At 75.2% G+C, this 17,091-nt stretch carries 18 protein-coding genes; 16 read left to right on the top strand and 2 right to left on the bottom strand.

Annotated features, from left to right (window positions below):
• From ACFPBZ_RS25880 to ACFPBZ_RS25865, 4 genes are all read left to right on the top strand, one after another.
• Positions 1-614, top strand: a 614-nt coding sequence (locus tag ACFPBZ_RS25880) for an efflux RND transporter periplasmic adaptor subunit (RefSeq protein WP_378038993.1), incomplete at its 5' end; no start/stop codon positions are given.
• 26 nt (positions 615-640) lie between these two features.
• Complete coding sequence (locus ACFPBZ_RS25875) at positions 641-1,336, top strand: ABC transporter ATP-binding protein (RefSeq protein ID WP_378038998.1); 696 nt, start codon at positions 641-643, stop codon at positions 1,334-1,336.
• Positions 1,337-1,341: 5 nt separating this feature from the next.
• The gene (locus ACFPBZ_RS25870; RefSeq protein WP_378038992.1) at positions 1,342-2,553 is read left to right on the top strand and encodes an ABC transporter permease; all 1,212 of its coding nucleotides are present in this window, start codon (positions 1,342-1,344) and stop codon (positions 2,551-2,553) included.
• Between the two features lie 25 nt (positions 2,554-2,578).
• On the top strand, positions 2,579-3,253 hold the full coding sequence (locus ACFPBZ_RS25865; protein ID WP_378038991.1) for a hypothetical protein: 675 nt from the start codon (positions 2,579-2,581) through the stop codon (positions 3,251-3,253).
• 79 nt (positions 3,254-3,332) lie between these two features.
• Here the strand turns inward: ACFPBZ_RS25865 and ACFPBZ_RS25860 are convergent, their stop codons facing one another.
• Both ACFPBZ_RS25860 and ACFPBZ_RS25855 read right to left on the bottom strand, forming a co-directional pair.
• Entirely contained in the window at positions 3,333-4,199 is an 867-nt protein-coding gene (locus tag ACFPBZ_RS25860; protein ID WP_378038990.1) for a hypothetical protein, read from the bottom strand.
• 141 nt (positions 4,200-4,340) lie between these two features.
• Complete coding sequence (locus ACFPBZ_RS25855; protein ID WP_378038989.1) at positions 4,341-4,913, bottom strand: Clp protease N-terminal domain-containing protein; 573 nt, start codon at positions 4,911-4,913, stop codon at positions 4,341-4,343.
• A 288-nt stretch (positions 4,914-5,201) separates the two neighbouring features.
• Here ACFPBZ_RS25855 and ACFPBZ_RS25850 point away from each other — a divergent pair, with 288 nt between their 5' ends.
• From ACFPBZ_RS25850 to panD, 12 genes are all read left to right on the top strand, one after another.
• A complete protein-coding gene (locus tag ACFPBZ_RS25850; RefSeq protein ID WP_378038988.1) occupies positions 5,202-6,767 on the top strand; it encodes a helicase HerA-like domain-containing protein in 1,566 nt (521 codons plus the stop codon).
• 161 nt (positions 6,768-6,928) lie between these two features.
• Complete coding sequence (gene ftsH, locus ACFPBZ_RS25845) at positions 6,929-9,463, top strand: ATP-dependent zinc metalloprotease FtsH (protein ID WP_378038987.1); 2,535 nt, start codon at positions 6,929-6,931, stop codon at positions 9,461-9,463.
• 70 nt (positions 9,464-9,533) lie between these two features.
• Positions 9,534-10,157, top strand: a complete 624-nt coding sequence (gene folE / locus ACFPBZ_RS25840; RefSeq protein WP_378038986.1) for a GTP cyclohydrolase I FolE — start codon at positions 9,534-9,536, stop codon at positions 10,155-10,157.
• Positions 10,158-10,227: 70 nt separating this feature from the next.
• Entirely contained in the window at positions 10,228-11,043 is an 816-nt protein-coding gene (gene folP, locus ACFPBZ_RS25835) for a dihydropteroate synthase (RefSeq protein WP_378038997.1), read from the top strand.
• Positions 11,007-11,447 carry a dihydroneopterin aldolase gene (gene folB / locus ACFPBZ_RS25830; RefSeq protein ID WP_378038985.1) on the top strand — a complete coding sequence of 147 codons (441 nt, stop codon included), beginning with the start codon at positions 11,007-11,009 and terminating at the stop codon, positions 11,445-11,447. The genes folP and folB overlap by 37 nt, the downstream gene beginning before the upstream one ends.
• Positions 11,444-11,959, top strand: coding sequence for a 2-amino-4-hydroxy-6-hydroxymethyldihydropteridine diphosphokinase (gene folK / locus ACFPBZ_RS25825; protein WP_378038984.1), 516 nt, complete (start codon positions 11,444-11,446; stop codon positions 11,957-11,959). Before folB ends, folK begins: the two co-directional genes overlap by 4 nt.
• A complete protein-coding gene (locus ACFPBZ_RS25820; protein WP_378038983.1) occupies positions 11,956-12,426 on the top strand; it encodes a DUF3180 domain-containing protein in 471 nt (156 codons plus the stop codon). Before folK ends, ACFPBZ_RS25820 begins: the two co-directional genes overlap by 4 nt.
• 48 nt (positions 12,427-12,474) lie before the next feature.
• Positions 12,475-13,170: a DUF6779 domain-containing protein gene (locus ACFPBZ_RS25815; protein ID WP_378038982.1), complete on the top strand. Its 696-nt coding sequence runs from the start codon at positions 12,475-12,477 to the stop codon at positions 13,168-13,170.
• A 28-nt stretch (positions 13,171-13,198) separates the two neighbouring features.
• Positions 13,199-14,512 (top strand): PrsW family glutamic-type intramembrane protease, encoded by a 1,314-nt coding sequence (locus ACFPBZ_RS25810; protein WP_378038981.1) that lies wholly within the window; start codon positions 13,199-13,201, stop codon positions 14,510-14,512.
• A 260-nt stretch (positions 14,513-14,772) separates the two neighbouring features.
• Positions 14,773-15,741 (top strand): Rossmann-like and DUF2520 domain-containing protein, encoded by a 969-nt coding sequence (locus ACFPBZ_RS25805; protein WP_378038980.1) that lies wholly within the window; start codon positions 14,773-14,775, stop codon positions 15,739-15,741.
• Positions 15,738-16,655 (top strand): pantoate--beta-alanine ligase, encoded by a 918-nt coding sequence (panC, locus tag ACFPBZ_RS25800; protein ID WP_378038979.1) that lies wholly within the window; start codon positions 15,738-15,740, stop codon positions 16,653-16,655. Before ACFPBZ_RS25805 ends, panC begins: the two co-directional genes overlap by 4 nt.
• Positions 16,655-17,089, top strand: coding sequence for an aspartate 1-decarboxylase (gene panD, locus ACFPBZ_RS25795; RefSeq protein ID WP_378038978.1), 435 nt, complete (start codon positions 16,655-16,657; stop codon positions 17,087-17,089). The genes panC and panD overlap by 1 nt, the downstream gene beginning before the upstream one ends.
• Positions 17,090-17,091 lie beyond the last annotated feature (2 nt).

The following is a 17,091-nucleotide window of genomic DNA, read 5'->3' as shown; positions in this document are numbered from 1 at the left end:
CCGCCGCCGGCGCGGCGGCCGCGGGCGGCGCCGGGACGGGCGGGGCGAGCGTGACCGCGGCCCCGGCCGCACCCGCCGTCATGACGATCGCCGACCTCGCCTCGATGCAGGTCCTCGCCCAGATCCCCGAGCTCGACGTCGGGCGGATCGTCGGCGGCCAGCCGGTGCAGGTCTCGGTCAACGCGCTGCCCGGCGACAAGATCCCCGGGGCGGTCGCGACGGTGAACCTCCTGCCGGGGTCGGGGTCGACCGTGCAGTACGGCACGGCGGTGGCCATGACCCCGCCCCCGTTGGGTCTGCGCCCGGGGATGTCGGCCAGCGTCGCGATCACGGTGCGGCAGGCGAACGACGTCACCTTCCTGCCCTCGGTCGCGGTGACCCCGATCGGCGGCCCCGACTCCGGGCAGGCGAGCGTCAACGTGCTCGCGGCCGACGGCACCACCGTGCAGCGGATGATCGGGACCGGCCTCGCCTCCGACACCGTCACCCAGGTGACCTCGGGGCTGTCGCTGGGCGAGCTCGTGGTGCTGCCCGACCCCAACACCCCGAACGTGTTCGGCCAGGGTGGTCCGCCGCCGAGCACCCAGGGTCAGCGCACCGGGTCCGGCGGGTGACCACCCCGGTCCTCGACGTGCGCGGCATGTCGAAGGTCTACGGCGAGGGCGAGACCGCCGTGCACGCGCTGCGCGAGGTGGACCTCCTCGTGCAGCGGGGCGAGTACGTCGCGGTCATCGGGCAGTCGGGCTCGGGGAAGTCGACCCTGCTCAACATCCTCGGCTGCCTCGACGCCCCCACGTCGGGGCAGTACCTCCTCGAGGGCCTCGACGTCGCCGACCTCGACGAGCGCCAGCAGTCGATCCTGCGCAACCGGCAGATCGGCTTCATCTTCCAGTCGTTCAACCTGATCCCGCGCACCACGGCGCTGGCCAACGTCGAGCTGCCGCTGATCTACGCCGGGGTGTCCCGGCGGCTGCGGCGCGAGCGGGCCCGGGCGGCGCTCGCGCTCGTCGGGCTCGGCGGGCGGCACGACCACCGCCCCAACGAACTCTCCGGCGGCCAGCAGCAGCGTGTCGCGGTGGCCCGGGCGCTGGTGACCACGCCGGCGCTGCTGCTCGCCGACGAGCCCACCGGCAACCTCGACTCCGCGAGCACCACCGACGTCCTCGGCCTGTTCGACGCGCTGCACCGCGCCGGGCGCACCATCGTGCTGATCACGCACGACGACGAGGTGGCGGCCCGGGCCGACCGGGTCGTCGTCGTGACGGACGGGGTGCTCACCGAGCGGGTGGAAGGCTCCCGGCGGGGCGCGGTCGTGAGCCGGCCGGCCTCGTCGTGAACGTCGTGGAGATCGTCCGGTTCGCGGTCGCGGGCCTCGTCGCGAACCGGCTCCGCTCGATGCTGACGATGCTCGGGATCATCATCGGCATCGCGGCGGTGATCCTGCTGACGGCGCTCGGCAACGGCGCCGCGCAGTACATCCAGGGCCAGATCACGGGACTCGGCGCGAACAGCATCACGGTGATCCCGCGCGCCGCCGGCGGGTCCGCCGGCTCCACGTCCGGGGCCTCGGCGCGCCCGCTGACCAGCGAGGACGCGGCCGCCATCGCCGACCCGCAGGGCGCGCCCGACGTCGCCTTCGTGGCGCCCGTGGTGCAGACCTCGGTCCCCGCGTCGTCGGGACGCAGCTCGACGACCGCGACGGTGGTCGGCTCGACGCCCGACTACTTCCCCGGGTCGAACACCAAGATCGCCGCCGGCCGGGCCTACGACGCGGCCGATCTGGACGACGCGCGGAAGGTCGTGCTGGTCGGGCGGACGGTCGCCGACGACGTGTTCGGCGTCGGCTCCGTGCCGGTGGGGCGGGAGATCCTGCTCGACAACGTGCCGTTCCAGGTGATCGGCGTGCTCGAGGCGCGCGGGCAGGGCGGCGGCCTCGCCAACCCCGACACCAACGTGCTGGCGCCCGTGTCGGCGGTGCAGAGCTCGCTGACCGGCTACGGCAACCTCTCGCAGATCGTCGTCGGCGCCCGGTCCACCGACGCCCAGGCCGCCGCCGAGTCCGAGATCAACTCGATCCTCGACCGGCGGCACAGCATCGCCACCCCCGACGACCGCGACTACCAGGTGATCAGCTCCCGGCAGCTGGCCCAGGTGCTCGACCAGACCCTGTCGGCGTTCTCGCTGCTGCTCGCGGCCATCGCGGCGATCTCGCTGGTGGTCGGCGGCATCGGGATCACCAACATCATGCTGGTCTCGGTCACCGAGCGGACCCGCGAGATCGGGATCCGCAAGGCGCTGGGGGCGCCGCCGTCGGCGATCCTCGGCCAGTTCCTCGTCGAGTCGGTGATCCTCTCGGTGCTCGGCGGGATCCTCGGCGTGGCCGTGGGCGCGGCCGGGACGCTGATCCCGCTCGGCGAGTTCAAGCCGGTCGTCGTGCCCTCGGCGGTGGTCCTGGCCGTCGCCGTGTCGGTCGCCATCGGGGTGTTCTTCGGCGGCTATCCGGCCCGGCGGGCGGCGAAGCTGCGCCCGATCGAGGCCCTGCGTCGTGAGTAGCGCCGTGAACCCAAGGAGTGCGCACGTGACCGAGGAGTCGAAGGACCCCGCCCGGACCGACCCTTCCCAACCCGATCCTGCCGGGACGGACCACGCCCGGACCGATCCCGCCGCGACGGACCACGGCCGGACCGACCCCGCCCGGACCGAGACGGTCGAGCAGACGGACCCGGCCGAGACGGGCCCGATCCTGTCGCCGAGCCCGCAGCCCCGCTTCGCGCCGGAGTCCGACCGCGACGGCGGCCCCGGCCAGGGCTGGGACTCGCACTCCGACGACCGAACCGCGGTCGGCGTGCTCGACCGCCCCGCCGACGACGTGCCGCTGCGCGAGCGGCTCGCCCGCCCCGGGCTGGCGCGCTCGACGCGGATCCTGCTGCTCGTCCTCGGCGCCGTCGTGTTCTTCGGGCTCGGCGCGCTCCTCGGCCGGGCGACCGCGCCCGCCACCGGGCCGGGGTCGGTGCCGCCCACCGTCGGGGTGGTCGAGGCCGTCGACGTCACCCCGAGCGGCTTCCCGGTCCTCACCGTCCGCGGGGCCGACGGGACGCTGACGCCGCTGCAGACCACCCCCGGCACGATCGTCGCCGTGCCGCAGGGCGCCGGCCTCGTCGGGGTCCGGGCGGGGACGCAGGTGACGATCACGGGCGAGCGCGACCAGCGCGGCCAGGTCATCGCGACGCGCGTGGACCTCGCCGGACGCTGACGGGGGCTCCGCCCTCGTGAGCACTTCGGGGGGCCATGACCCACCGAAGTGCTCACCGGGGCGCAGCCCACACCGGTGGCTACCGGTCGGCGCGGTGGCGTCCGCCGTCGTCCGTGTCCTCCAAGCCCGACGACGGGTCCTCCGACCCGGAGGAGGGGGTGGACCCGGTCGGCGGCGTCCCGGTGGTCGGGGCGTCGCCGTCCTTCGAGCCGCCGTCCTTCCCGTCGCCGTAGCCGTCCTTCCCGTCGCTGTCGTCCTTGCCTCCGCCCGTCGTGGGCTCGGGGCTCCCGGTGTCGGGGCGGTCGGAGCTGTCCGGGGCGGGGGTGGTCGACGGGGTCGAGCCGGTGGACGGGGCCTCGGGAGAAGGTCGGGGCGTGGTCGTCGGCTCCGGGTCGGGCGTCGGCCGCCCGGTCGGGGTCGAGGACGGGGCCGTGGTCGGGTCGGGCGGCGGGGGCACGACCAGCGGCGTCCGGGGCGCCGGCACCGACGGGACGGTCGGCAGCGCCGGCGGGGCGGGGACCACCACGGCCGGCGTCGGCGCCGGGTCGAGGGTGTCGACCGCGAGGCGCCGCACGTCGACCGACGAGGCGGTGAAGAGCGAGGCGGGCGCCTCGGGGGCGGCGACGGCCGGGGCGGGGGTGCCCGGCGCCTCCACGCCGGCCGTCGGCCCCACCGGGCCGCGCGACGACGAGGGCGCCTGCGTCGTCGGGGCGGCCGCCTGCAGGGAGTCGGGAGCGGTCCGCACCAGGGGGACGCCGTGCGAGACGAGCGCGACGGCCGAGGCGGTGCTGCCGATCGCGACCGCGCCCACCGAGGTGCGGGCGAGCACCACGGCGGCCAGGGGCTCCGGGGCGCGGTGCCGCCCGCCGCGGTACCGCCGTACCGCGAGGGCGACGACGGTCGGGGCCAGGACGAGCAGGACGACGCCGAGCGCGATGACTCCCACGCCTCCTGCCTCCCTCCGCCGACGACCTATCACCGTCGTCGACGGGGTCCGCAGAAGAAATCCCACACCCGGCCCAACATCAAGAGCCGATCAGCTCAGCGCCGGGCCCGATCCACCCTCGTGGGACCTCCGGACGGGGGATCAGGCCGAGCGCGCGACGTCCCGCCACGCCGAGGACAGCAGCCCGCCCGGGTCCCGCGGCACGAGGCGGCGGGTGGGCGAGGGACGGAAGGCGACCTCGGGCACGGAGGGAGCCGTGAGGGCGTCGAGGCCGGCGAGCGCGTCGGTCAGGCGCTGGGCGTCGGCGCCGAGGGTGACGAGCATGTCGGCGGCCTGACCCTCGCGGCGACCGAGGAGCGCGGCGAGCAGGTCGGACGCGCCGACGGTGTCGTGCCCCTCCTGCACGGCGTGCTCGACGGCGGCCGCGAGGACCTCGTGCACCGCCTCGTTCGCGGTCGGCGGCCCGGGCGGGCCGGACGGGTCGGGCTCGCCGGCCGCGGTCCAGACGGCGAGGGTGAGCGCGACGTCGCTGCCGCGGTCGGTGACACCGGCCGCGGCGAGCAGGCCGGCCTGCGGGCCGTCGGCCCGGACGACGGCCCGCAGCAGGTGTGCGGTGCCGATCCAGCGGTGGTCGCGCCCGGCGGCCTCGTCGAGTGCGAGGTCCAGCACGAGCGTTGCGTCGGGGGCCCAGGGTCGGGCGGCGGGGAGCGCCATGGGCAGAGAGTGGCAGGCCTGGTGCCGCGGTGACGCCGCCCTCGACCGGGCGGGTGACGGATTCGGACGGGCAGTCACCGACGGCACGTCCCGTGTGGGCTGCAGCGGCTCCCGGTGCGACGTGAGTGGGGGACGGCGGGGACGTCCCGGTCGCCGGAGGTCGACCCCGGGCGTCTGCGTCCCCCGATCGGCGGGAATCCGGCGACCCGCGGCGCGCCGGGGACGCCGCCGCGCGGCGGGGTGTGGGAAGGCGTTGGGGCGGTCGGCCCGGCCGCTAGGGTCCTCGCCGTGACCGGGAACGAGGCCGCGACCCAGATCGCCGCCGGGTACGCCACGGACGGTGCCGCGCTGGAGCTGGGCGCGGTGGTGGTCGACGGCACCGCCGACCCCGCGGCCCGCGTGCGCATCCCCTTCGCCACGCTCAACCGGCACGGCCTCGTCGCGGGTGCCACCGGGACGGGCAAGACCAAGACGCTGCAGAACCTCGCCGAGCAGTGCTCCGCGGCGGGTGTCCCGGTGATGCTCGCCGACGTCAAGGGCGACCTCTCGGGGCTCGCACGGGCCGGTGAGCCGGGCGACCGCGTCACCAAGCGTTCCGCGGAGACCGGCGACGACTGGACGCCCACCGCCTACCCGGTGCGCTTCCTCTCGCTGGGGGCCTCGGGCATCGGCGTCCCCGTGCGCGCGACGATCACCGCCTTCGGGCCGATCCTGCTCTCGAAGGTCCTGGGGCTGAACGCCACGCAGGAGTCGACCCTCGGGCTGATCTTCCACTGGGCCGACCAGCAGCAGCTCGCCCTGCTCGACACGAAGGACCTCCGCTCGGTCATCCAGCACCTGCTCTCCGACGAGGGCCGGGTCGAGCTCAAGGGCATCGGCGGCGTCTCGGCGGCGACGGCCGGGGTGATCCTGCGGGCCCTGGTCAACCTGGAGGCCCGCGGCGGCGACGAGTTCTTCGGCGAGCCGGAGTTCGACCCGTCCGACCTGCTGACGGTCGAGGACGGCCAGGGCCTGGTCACGCTGCTGGAGCTGGCCGACCAGCAGGCCGACCCCGCGCTGTTCTCCACCTTCCTCATGTGGCTGCTCGCGGAGCTCTTCGAGGAGCTGCCCGAGGCCGGCGACGTCGACAAGCCCAAGCTGGTCTTCTTCTTCGACGAGGCCCACCTGCTCTTCGCCGACGCGTCGAAGGCGTTCCTCGACCGCATCGAGCAGACCGTGAAGCTCATCCGGTCCAAGGGCGTCGGGGTGTTCTTCTGCACCCAGCTGCCCACCGACATCCCCAACGACGTCCTCTCCCAGCTCGGCGCCCGGGTGCAGCACGCCCTGCGCGCCTTCACCCCCGACGACCAGAAGGCCCTGACGAGGACGGCGCGGACCTACCCGAAGTCGGCCGTCTACGACGTCGAGACCGCCCTGACCTCCCTCGGCACCGGCGAGGCGCTGGTGACCGTGCTCTCCGAGCGGGGCGCGCCGACCCCGGTGGCGTGGACGCGCCTGCGGGCCCCGCGCTCGCTGATGGCCGCGATCGGCGAGCCCGCCGTCACCGAGGCGGCCAAGGCGTCGCCGCTCTGGGCGAAGTACGGCGGGACGATCGACCGCGAGTCGGCCTACGAGCGCCTGGCCGCCCGGACCGGCGCGACGCAGGCGCCGCAGACCCCGGCCGAGCCGGTGCCGGCGGACCAGCCGCCCCAGGCCGCGCCGCCCCAGGCCCCGCCGCCGGAGCAGGACGAGGGACCGGGCCTCGTCGAGAAGGTCATGGCCAACCCCGTGTTCAAGTCGTTCCTGCGCTCGGCGGCGAGCGCCGCCGGCCGGGAGATCACCCGGGGGCTCTTCGGCACCGCACGTCGTCGCTGACCGCGGCGCCGCGGGCGGACGTGGGCCGGGATCCCGGCCGTCCGCCGCACGCGGCCGCCTGTCGGTGGACCGGGGTACATTGAGCAGATCAGGGCTTCCCTGGATCGTGAGACGGCAGCAGTCAACCCGGGGAGGGTCGAGGCCGGACCGGCCGCCACCGCATGGACCGCAAGCGCCTGCTCCGCAATCCACTGATCTGGATCGTGGTGCTCTTCGTCGTCTATCTCGCCGTGTCGTCGCTCTTCAGCGACACACGCGGCTACACGCAGGCTTCCACCTCCCTCGCCCTCCAGCAGATCGACTCGCGCAACGTCGCGGAGGTCACGCTGGAGGACAAGGAGCAGCGTCTGCGGATGACGCTGGTGAACCCCGTCGACGTCCCGCCCGCCGACGGGACGTCCGGAGCGCCCACCCGCACCACGCAGATCTACGCCCAGTACCCGGCCGCCGCGGGCGACCAGGTGTTCACCGAGCTGCGGCAGAACCCTGCCCGCAACGGGTTCGACACCCAGGTCACGCAGGAGTCGCTGCTGGGCCAGATGCTGATCTACCTGATCCCGCTGGCGCTCGTCCTGGTGCTGCTGTTCTGGCTGATGAACTCGCAGGGCGGCGGCAACCGCGTCCTGTCCTTCGGCAAGTCCAAGGCCAAGCAGCTCAACAAGGACATGCCCAAGACGACGTTCGGTGACGTCGCGGGGGCCAACGAGGCCGTCGAAGAGCTCTACGAGATCAAGGACTTCCTCCAGAACCCCACGCGTTACCAGGCGCTGGGCGCGAAGATCCCGAAGGGCGTCCTGCTCTACGGCCCGCCCGGTACCGGCAAGACGCTCCTCGCGCGCGCCGTCGCCGGCGAGGCCGGGGTGCCCTTCTACACGATCTCCGGGTCCGACTTCGTCGAGATGTTCGTCGGTGTCGGTGCCTCCCGGGTGCGCGACCTGTTCGAGCAGGCCAAGCAGAACTCGCCCTGCATCGTCTTCGTCGACGAGATCGACGCCGTGGGCCGCCACCGCGGTGCCGGCATGGGCGGCGGGCACGACGAGCGCGAGCAGACGCTGAACCAGCTGCTCGTCGAGATGGACGGCTTCGACGCCCGCGGCGGGATCATCCTCATCGCCGCGACCAACCGGCCCGACATCCTCGACCCGGCGCTGCTGCGCCCCGGCCGGTTCGACCGCCAGATCCCGGTCACGGCGCCCGACCTCGCGGGTCGGCGCCAGATCCTCGCGGTGCACTCGAAGAGCAAGCCCCTGGCGCCCGACGCCGACCTCGACGGTCTGGCCAAGCGCACGGTCGGCTTCTCCGGCGCCGACCTCGCGAACGTGCTCAACGAGGCCGCGCTGCTCACCGCGCGCCTGAACGAGCAGCAGATCACCGCCGCGAACCTCGAGGAGTCGGTCGACCGCGTCATCGGCGGCCCGGCCCGGAAGAGCCGCATCATCTCCGAGAAGGAGAAGAAGGTCGCGGCGTACCACGAGGCCGGCCACGCGCTGGCAGCGTGGGCGATGCCCGACATCGAGCCGGTCTACAAGGTGACGATCCTGCCGCGCGGGCGCACCGGCGGCCACGCCCTCGTCGTCCCCGAGGACGACAAGGAGCTCATGACGCGCTCCGAGATGATCGCCCGCCTGGTGTTCGCCATGGGCGGCCGCTCCGCCGAGGAGCTCGTCTTCCACGAGCCCACCACCGGCGCGTCGTCCGACATCGAGCAGGCGACGAAGATCGCCCGCGCGATGGTCACCGAGTACGGCATGAGCGCGAAGCTCGGCGCCGTCAAGTACGGCCAGGAGGGCGGCGAGCCCTTCCTCGGCCGCACCGCGGGCAAGCAGAACGACTACTCGCTCGAGGTCGCCCACGAGATCGACGAGGAGGTGCGCAAGCTCATCGAGGCGGCGCACACCGAGGCGTGGGAGATCCTCAGCGTCCACCGCGACTCCCTCGACGCGCTCACCGGCGAGCTGATGGAGCACGAGACCCTGCAGCGCAAGGACCTCGAGCGCATCTTCGCGTCGGTCACCAAGCGCCCGCGCATCACCGCGTTCAACGACTTCGGGGAGCGCACGCCGTCCGACCGGCCGCCGATCAAGACCCGGCGCGAGGTCGCGGCGGAGCGCGGCGAGCCGTGGCCGCCCGAGGACGAGCGGCGCGAGCCGGCCCGGGTCGGTGCGGGCGCCACCAACGGCCACGCGGCGACCCAGAACGGCCAGACCCAGGGCGCCAACGGCCAGGCGCAGAACGGCCAGGCGCCGAACGGCCAGGGGCAGAACGGCCACGGCTGGAACGCGCCGACCACGCCTCCGGTGGGCACCCCCTCGGCCGGTCAGGGCGCCCAGGACCAGGGGGCCCAGCGCCAGGGCACTCAGGGCTGGGGCATCCCCGACGTGTACCGCACCGGGGGCTCCTCGCAGCCGCCGTCGGCGGTGCCGCCGAACTACGGCGCCCCGCCCAACTGGACGCCCGGGACCACGCCGCGCGGGACCTCCTGGGACCCGGGCGCGCGGCCCTACGGCCAGCACGGCTCGGGCTCGTCCCCGTCGGGCTGGAACGGCTCCGGCTCGGCGACGCCCAGCGGGGGACAGCACGCCGCCCCCGAGGACGGCACCGGCTCCGGAGGGTCGTTCACGTCACCCGACGAGCCCTCGACGAACCCGTACGGTGATCCGAACGGCCGTCGGGGCGACGGCCGTCCGGAGAGCTGACCAGCGGCGGCCACCCTCCCCCGACGAGGGAGCGGTCCGCACCGCACCCGAGAGACGGGGCGAGGAAGACGTGACGACCAGTCAGGAGACCGAGCGCGACGGCGTCCGGGCCGGCGACGAGCGCCTCGAGGCGTTCGACGCCGGGCGGGTCGAGGCGGCGGTGCGCGAACTGCTCATCGGGATCGGGGAGGACCCCGACCGCGAGGGGCTGCGCGACACCCCCGCCCGGGTCGCCCGGTCCTACCGGGAGCTGTTCGCCGGTCTGTGGACCGACCCGGCCGACGTACTGGGCCGCACCTTCGGCGAGGACCACGACGAGCTGGTGCTCGTGCGCGACATCCCGCTGTTCTCGATGTGCGAGCACCACCTGCTCCCCTTCCACGGGGTCGCCCACGTCGCCTACCTGCCCGGGACCGACGGGCGGGTGACCGGTCTGTCGAAGCTCGCCCGGCTGGTCGACCTCTACGCGCGCCGGCCCCAGGTGCAGGAACGCCTCACCACCCAGGTCGCCGACGCGCTCGACAAGACCCTCGGGGCCCGCGGGGTCCTGGTGGTGATCGACTGCGAGCACCAGTGCATGTCGGCGCGGGGCGTCCGCAAGCCGGGGTCGCGGACCACCACCTCCGCGGTCCGCGGCATCCTCAAGACCTCCGCGAGCACCCGGGCCGAGGCGCTCGGGCTGATCCGGCACTGACGCCCCGGTGACCGACCCCGCACCCGGCCCCCGTCCCCGCGGGCTCGTCCGCCCGAACCACTGCCTCGTCATGGGCGTCCTCAACGTCACGCCCGACTCGTTCTCCGACGGCGGCCGGTGGTTGCGGTACGAGGACGCCGTCGCGCACGGTGTCGCCCTCGCCGAGCGCGGCGCGACCTACGTCGACGTGGGGGGCGAGTCCACCCGCCCCGGCGCCGAGCGGATCGACGCCGCCACCGAGATCGAGCGCGTGGTGCCGGTCATCGGCGACCTCGCCTCCCGGGGCGTGCGGGTCAGCATCGACACCACCCGCGCCGAGGTCGCCACGAAGGCGATCGAGGCGGGCGCGGAGCTGGTCAACGACGTCTCGGGCGGGCTCGCCGACCCGCACATGGCGCGCGTGGTCGCCGAGACGGGGGCCGGCTGGGTGCTGATGCACTGGCGCGGGCCGTCGTCGCGGATGCAGAACCTCGCGAGCTACGAGGACGTGGTCGGCGAGGTCCTCGCCGAGCTGATCGAGCAGATCGACAAGGCTGTGCTCGCCGGGGTCGACCCGGAGCGGCTCGTCGTCGATCCCGGTCTCGGGTTCGCCAAGACCGCCGCCCACAACTGGCAGCTCCTGCGCAAGCTCGACGTCTTCACCTCGCTGGGCTTCCCGGTGCTCGTCGGCGCGTCGCGCAAGCGGTTCCTCGGCGCCCTGCTCGCCGACGACGACGGCACGCCCCGCCCGCCCGACGGCCGCGAGGCCGCGACGGCGGCGGTGTCGGCGCTCGCCGCGAACGCCGGCGCCTGGGGCGTGCGGGTGCACGAGGTCGGCGCCTCGCTCGACGCCGTCGCGGTCGCCGCCGCGTGGCACTGGGGCACGTCGCGGGCGCCGCTGTCGTGACCACGGGCTCCGACACCATCGAGCTCCGCGGGCTGCTGGTCCGCGGCCACCACGGGGTGTTCGACCACGAGCGCCGCGACGGCCAGGACTTCCGGCTCGACCTCGTGCTCCACGTCGACCTCGCCCCCGCGGGCGCGAGCGACGACCTCGCCGACACCGTCGACTACGGCGCGCTCGCCGAGGCGGCCGCCGCCGTGGTGGCCGGGCCGCCGCGGTCGCTGATCGAGGCCGTGGCCGCCGACGTCGCGCAGGTGGTGCTCGACGACCCGCGGGTCGCCGAGGTCGAGGTTGTCCTGCACAAGCCCCAGGCCCCGATCGAGCGGCCGTTCGGCGACGTCGCGGTGCGGATCCGCCGGAGACGGAGCGGAGCGGAGCTCGACCACGCCGGACGGAGACGGGCATGACGACGGCCGTGCTCTCGCTGGGCTCGAACGTCGGCGACCGGCGCTCCCACCTCTCGGCCGCGCTCGCGTCCCTGTCCCCGTGGCTGCGCGCCGTGTCGTCGGTCTACGTCACGCCGCCGTGGGGCGGGGTCGACCAGGACGACTTCCTCAACCTCGTCGCCGTGGTGGACGACCCGGCGGCCGCGCCCGACGACTGGCTCGACCGGGCCCAGGCCGTGGAGCGCGACCGCGACCGCGACCGGTCCGACGACGCCGTGCGCTGGGGCCCGCGCACCCTCGACGTCGACGTGCTCGTCGTCCGCGGTGCCGACGGGCCCGTCACCAGTCACGACCCCCGCCTCCTGCTGCCCCACCCCCGGCTCGGGGAGCGGGCCTTCGTGCTGGTGCCGTGGGCCGAAATCGAGCCCGACGCCGAGGTCCCCGGGCACGGCCGGGTCGCCGACCTGCTCGCGGCCCTGCCGCCGGACGACCGGGCCGGGGTGGTCCCCGACGAGGGGTCCGGTCCCCGGTGACCACCCGCACCAGCCCGTCGCTGCTCCTCGTCCTGGCCGTCGCGGCCGGGCTCGCCACCAACCTCGTCCTCGGCCTGGCCTACGGCTCGATCCCGCCGCTGCCGGTCCCGGCCGGGGTGACGTTCCTGGTCCTCGGGCTCGTCGAGGGCGGCGTCGCCTTCGTGCTCTACCGCCGGATCCGGCAGCGCCCCCGCGCCCGGCCGGTCGACGCGCTGTCCGCCGCGCGGGCCGTGGCCCTCGCGAAGGCGTCCGCGATGGCGGGCGCGGTGGTCGGCGGGGCCTGGTGCGGGGTGCTCGCCCACGTGCTGCCGCGGCGGGCCGAGGTGGCGGCGGCCGCGTCGGACACCGTGGCCGCCGTGATCGGGATCGCCGGCTCCGTGGTGCTCGTCGGGGCCGCGCTGGCGCTCGAGTGGAGCTGCCGGACGCCCGAGGACCCCGACGCGCGGGTCCCGGACGAGCGGCGGTAGACCGACCGCGCCGTGGCCGGGCGGACCCGGTGGGTACCCTCGGGGACCATGGCATCCCCCGACGGGGCCGGACGACGCCGGATTCCGCGCCCGTCCGTCCCCGCCACCGGCTCGGGGCGCCCCGGCGACCCGATCGTCCGGGTGCTCCTGGGGGCGACGGGCGTCCTGGCCGCGATCGCGGCGATCCTCGTGGTGGTCAGCGAGGACGGCCGGCTGCTGCGCCTCGGCGTGGTCGCCGGGCTGTGGGCGGCGCTGCTGGCCGTGGCCGCGCTCGCCCGGCGCAGCGGTGGGGGAGCCGACGCCGCGGAGCGCGAGATGGAGTCGATGCGCCGCACCTACGAGCTGGAGCTCCAGGCGGAGATCGACGCGCGGCGCGAGCACGAGCTGACCGTCGAGCAGTCGGTCCGCCGGGAGCTCGCCGAGGCGCGCGGCGACGAGATCGCGGGGCTGCGCGCGGAGATCGAGCGCCTGCGCACCCACCTGGAGAACGCCGAGACCCACGCGGTGCCGCCGCAGCTGGCCGTCGTCGCCCCCGACGACCGCGGCGCCCCGCCGCCGCACCCCGGCTACCGCCGCCCCGGCCCCCGCCGCCCGGGCCCCAACGAGACCTCCCACCCGTCGCTGCCGGGCGACGGCCGGCCGCTGCGCTCGGTCGCCGAGGGCCGCACCGTCGCCGAACTGCTCGCGGCGCACGCCGCCGAGGACCGCCGGCGCCCGCCGCGCTCCCCGTCCACGCGGTGGTGACCGCGCCCCGCCGCTACGGTGCGGCAGCGTGATCGCCACCCCGGTCCGGCTCGCTCCCCAGCAGCGCCGGACGCTCGTCTGGCCCGTCGTCGGGCTGATCGTGCTGGCCGTCTGCGCCCTGGCCGCGGTCGGCCTCGCGAGCACCGAGATCGGTCCCGGCGGCGTGATCGTCGGGGCGATCTGCGCGATGCTGCCGGTGGGGCCGGTGCTGCTCGCCTTCGCCTGGATCGACCGCTGGGAGCCCGAGCCGCCCCGCCTGCTGCTCACCGCGTTCCTGTGGGGCGCCGGGTTCGCCGCGCTCGTCGCGCTGATCATCAACTCGAGCGCGGTCCTCGCGGCCGAGCTGCTGCTCGGGCAGGGCCAGGGCGACGTGTTCGGCGCCGTGATCTCCGCGCCGCTGGTCGAGGAGTTCGTCAAGGGCGCGTTCGTGGTGGGGCTGCTGCTGTTCCGCCGCCGCGAGTTCGACGGCATCGTCGACGGGGTCGTCTACGCGGGCTTCGTCGGCGCCGGCTTCGCGTTCACCGAGAACATCATCTACTTCGGGCGGGCCTTCACCGAGGCGGGCACGTCGCCCGCCATGGGCATCGTCGTGACGTTCGTCCTGCGCGGGCTGCTCTCCCCGTTCGCCCACCCGCTGTTCACGGCGATGACGGGGATCGGCGTCGGGATCGCGGCCAGCGTCCGGTCGCGGGCCCTCGGGGTCGGCGCGATCCTGCTCGGCTACGTGCTCGCGGTCGTCCTGCACGCGCTGTGGAACTCGGCCACCCAGCTCGGGCCGGGGTTCTTCGGCATCTACGTCCTGATCATGGTCCCGCTGTTCGTCGCGCTGCTCGGCCTCGTGGTCTGGCAGCGGCGCCGCGAGCGCGCGGTGCTGGCCCGGCAGATGCCGGGCTTCGCCGCCGCGGGGTGGATCGCCGAGAGCGAGGTCCCGCTGCTGGGCAGCATGTCCGGACGACGCCGGTGGCGCACCGCCGTCCGGCGCTCGGCCGGGAGGTCCGCGTCGGAGGCCGTCGTCCACTACCAGCACGCCGTCTCCGAGCTGGCCTTCCTGCGGGCCCGGGCGGAGCGGGGCGCGATCCCGCCGAACCCGGTGTGGCACGCCGAGCTCCTCGACAACGTCGTCCGCACCCGCATGGCCGCGGTCAACGCTCCGGGCGTGCCCCACCAGCATCAGACGCCGCCGTTCCCGCCGAACCAGCAGTACGGTCCGCCGCCCTCGACCCCGTTCCGGGCGCAGGACCCGCCGCCGCAGCAGTACGGCCCGCGCCCGTTCCCGCCCTCGGGCCCGCCGGCGCAGCACCCGCCCACCGGGCCCTGGCAGCAGCGTCCGCCCGGAGCCTGACGAGGGGGCTCCCCGCCTCCGCGCTCACGGCGGGCGGGCCGCTGCCGAGGTGCAACCGGGTCCCGAGGACCCGGTTCCCGCGGTCGTCCGCGGAGCGGGCGTCGCAGGCCGTGACCGGACCCGTACGACCGGGCCCGGGACCCCCGGTGAAGCCGATCACCCCCGCCCACCCCGGGCCTGGAGCGCGTCTACCCTCGCGGTCGCATCGTCCGGTACCCGCGCGTCGCGGGACGGGAACGACGACCAGACAGGGGTGTGCCGTGAGCGCCTCCGGCAATGACGCCGCCTCCCGACAGGGCGACGCCGGCTCCCGCCAGGGTGACGCCGGCCCCCGGCCCGCACGTCTCGACGTCGGTGTGGTCTCCGCCGGCCGCGTCGGTGCCGTGATGGGTGCCGCGCTCGCGGCCGCCGGCCACCGGGTCGTCGCGGCCTCCGCCGTGTCCCGCGCGAGCCGGGCCCGCGCGGAGAACCTCCTGCCGGGCGCCGAGATCCTGCCGCCCGACGAGGTCGTCGCCCGCGCCGACCTCGCCCTGCTGGCCGTCCCCGACGACGTGCTGCCGGGCCTCGTCCGGGGCCTCGCCGCCGCCGGCTGCCTGCGCCCGGGCCAGATCCTGGTGCACACCTGCGGCTCGCACGGGGTCGGTGTCCTGGCCCCCGCGGTGGAGCACGACGTGCTGCCGATCGCGCTGCACCCGGCCATGACGATCACCGGCCGGCCCGAGGACGTCACCCGCCTCACCGGCGCGTGCGTCGGGGTCACGGCGCCCGACTCAACGAACGACGACGCCGAGGCGGCCTGGCTGGTCGGCGAGGCGCTCGTGGTCGAGATCGGCGCCGAGCCCGTGCGGATCGCCGAGGACCTGCGCCCGATCTACCACGCGGCCCTCGCCCACGGCGCGAACCACCTGGTCACCCTCGTGCGGGAGGCCGCCGACCTGCTCTCGGACGCGGGCATCGAGCCGGCCGAGCGGGTGCTCGCGCCGCTGCTCTCGGCCGCACTGGACAACGCGCTGCGCCACGGCGACCGCGCGCTCACCGGGCCGGTGGTGCGCGGCGACGCCGGCACGATCGCCACCCACCTGCGCCACCTCGACGCCCGCGCCCCCGCGTCGGCCCCCCTGTACCGCGCGCTGGCCCTGCGCACCGCCGAGCGCGCCCGCGCCGGGGGCCTGCTCGGCGCCGACGACTCCGCCGCCATCCGTGACGTCCTCGAGAGGCACACGCCGTGACCCGCCCGTCCAGCCTGCGTACGCACGACCTGCTGGGCCGCAAGCGGCCCGGCTACACCAAGGACGGGCTGACCGTCCACACCGACCCGAACGCCCTGCGCCGCGTCACTAAGGCGATGCGCGGCGGCGGCCGGCGGGTCACGCTCGTCCCGACGATGGGCGCCCTGCACGACGGGCACCGCGAGCTGATGCGCCGCGCCCGCTCCATCCCGGGCTCGAGCACCGTCGTCTCGATCTTCGTGAACCCGCGCCAGTTCGGGCCGACCGAGGACTTCGACCGCTACCCGCGCGCGTTCGAGGCCGACCTCGAGATGTGCCGCGAGGAGGGCGTCGAGCTGGTGTTCGCCCCCGACGTCGACACGATGTACCCGCCCGGCTTCGCGACCTCGATCGACCCCGGCCCCATCGGCGACGAGCTCGAGGGCGCCGCCCGGCCCGGCCACTTCGCCGGGATGCTGACCGTGGTCAACAAGCTCCTCGCGATCGTCGTCCCCGACGTGGTGTTCTTCGGCGAGAAGGACTACCAGCAGCTCACGCTGATCCGGCGCATGGTGCACGACCTCGACGTCGACGTGCACGTGGTGGGCGTCCCGACGGTGCGCGAGCGCGACGGCATGGCGCGCTCCAGCCGCAACGCCTACCTGACGCCCGAGCAGCGCGAGCAGGCCGTCACCATCTCGGCGGCCCTCTCCGCCGGCCAGTACGCGGGGGAGCAGGGGCCCGCCGCGGTGGTGGCGGCGGCCCGCGAGGTCCTCTCCGCCGAGCCCGCCCTCGAGGTCGACTACGTCGAGCTCCGCGACCCCGAGCTGGGGCCCGCGCCCTCGATCGGCGACGCCCGCCTGCTGATCGCCGCCCGCCTGGGCGCCACCCGCCTGATCGACAACGCCCACGTCTCGGTGACGGAGAGAGTCTGATGCTGCGCACGATGCTGAAGTCCAAGATCCACCGGGCGACGGTCACCGACGCGAACCTCCACTACGTCGGGTCGGTCACCGTCGACACCGACCTCATGGCGGCGGCCGACCTGCTCGAGGGCGAGCAGGTCGCGATCGTCGACGTGACCAACGGGGCGCGCCTGGAGACCTACGTGATCCCGGGCGAGGCCGGGTCGGGCGTCATCGGCATCAACGGTGCCGCCGCCCACCTGGTCCACCCCGGCGACCTCGTCATCCTCATCGCCTACGGGCAGATGGAGGACGCCGAGGCGCGGGCCTACCAGCCGCGCGTGGTGTTCGTCGACGACCGCAACCGCGTGCTCGACCAGGGTTCGGACCCGGCGTTCGTGCCCGCGGACGCTCCCGAGGCGTCGCTGCTCGTCCCGGGCACGCGGGCCGCGTCGTTGAACTAGAA

This window comes from Actinomycetospora atypica, assembly GCF_042653685.1.
GTDB classification, from domain to species: domain Bacteria; phylum Actinomycetota; class Actinomycetes; order Mycobacteriales; family Pseudonocardiaceae; genus Actinomycetospora; species Actinomycetospora atypica.
Note: the sequence above shows the minus strand (reverse complement) of the source record. Positions and strands in the feature narration are given on the sequence as shown.

Excerpts from the sequence above, each read along its gene's own strand:
- ACFPBZ_RS25875 (WP_378038998.1), top strand. The coding sequence starts at position 641 with ATGTCGAAGGTCTACGGCGAGGGCGAGACCGCCGTGCACGCGCTGCGC.
- ACFPBZ_RS25855 (WP_378038989.1), bottom strand. The coding sequence starts at position 4,913 with ATGGCGCTCCCCGCCGCCCGACCCTGGGCCCCCGACGCAACGCTCGTG.
- ftsH (WP_378038987.1), top strand. The coding sequence starts at position 6,929 with ATGGACCGCAAGCGCCTGCTCCGCAATCCACTGATCTGGATCGTGGTG.
- folP (WP_378038997.1), top strand. The coding sequence starts at position 10,228 with ATGGGCGTCCTCAACGTCACGCCCGACTCGTTCTCCGACGGCGGCCGG.
- folK (WP_378038984.1), top strand. The coding sequence starts at position 11,444 with ATGACGACGGCCGTGCTCTCGCTGGGCTCGAACGTCGGCGACCGGCGC.
- ACFPBZ_RS25815 (WP_378038982.1), top strand. The coding sequence starts at position 12,475 with ATGGCATCCCCCGACGGGGCCGGACGACGCCGGATTCCGCGCCCGTCC.
- panD (WP_378038978.1), top strand. The coding sequence starts at position 16,655 with ATGCTGCGCACGATGCTGAAGTCCAAGATCCACCGGGCGACGGTCACC.